The organism is Variovorax sp. P2_H12 (assembly GCF_056403395.1).
Map to the genome: position 1 here is coordinate 1 of NZ_JBFUFO010000155.1, position 521 is coordinate 521.

Consider the following 521-nt stretch of genomic DNA (forward strand, 5'->3'; position numbering starts at 1 on the left):
GCATGGGTCTTGCAGTGGGTCTCCCTTCGTCGTTCACGAAGCGGAGCCTTTCGGCGGCGTCAACTCTACGGGCCGCCACTGACAACGAGGCGCGGAAGGCCCGTCCGGGGATTTCTTCGGCCGATCAGGTGATTCGGGGCACCGGACACCGTAGCCGTCACAGTGACGGCTTGGTGGTGTTCCGGCGGCCGGACATTCCGGCTCGCGCTCCTGGTCCTCGATGACGTCGCGCGGCACGTCTTCTAGGCGGCGCGTAGGACACCTCTTGCAACTCCAGGCGCTCACTGCCGTACGAGCCAGATCAGGCTCGCGACGGCGGCGGCTGCGACGATCGGCTCGGTGACCGCCGGGTGGACGACGGCAACATAGAAAGTGCCGGCCGCCGCGAACACAACGAGCAGCAGCTGCTGGGTGTCGAGCGGGCGCTGAGTCATGAGTGTCTCCCCCAAGTTGGGCGTGGCTGGTTGCGCGGTCGATGGGGGAATGCCATGCCCAGGCGCTGACGTAAATATGAATAAGGT

The 521-nt window shown here is 65.5% G+C and carries 1 protein-coding gene; it reads right to left on the reverse strand.

The window, feature by feature from the left end; genetic code table 11:
• Positions 1-281 precede the first annotated feature (281 nt).
• Complete coding sequence (locus AC1DYK_RS35610) at positions 282-434, reverse strand: hypothetical protein (RefSeq protein ID WP_457493415.1); 153 nt, start codon at positions 432-434, stop codon at positions 282-284.
• Between the last annotated feature and the right edge of the window lie 87 nt (positions 435-521).

Coding starts and splice junctions, on each gene's coding strand:
- AC1DYK_RS35610 (WP_457493415.1), bottom strand. CDS start 434: ATGACTCAGCGCCCGCTCGACACCCAGCAGCTGCTGCTCGTTGTGTTC.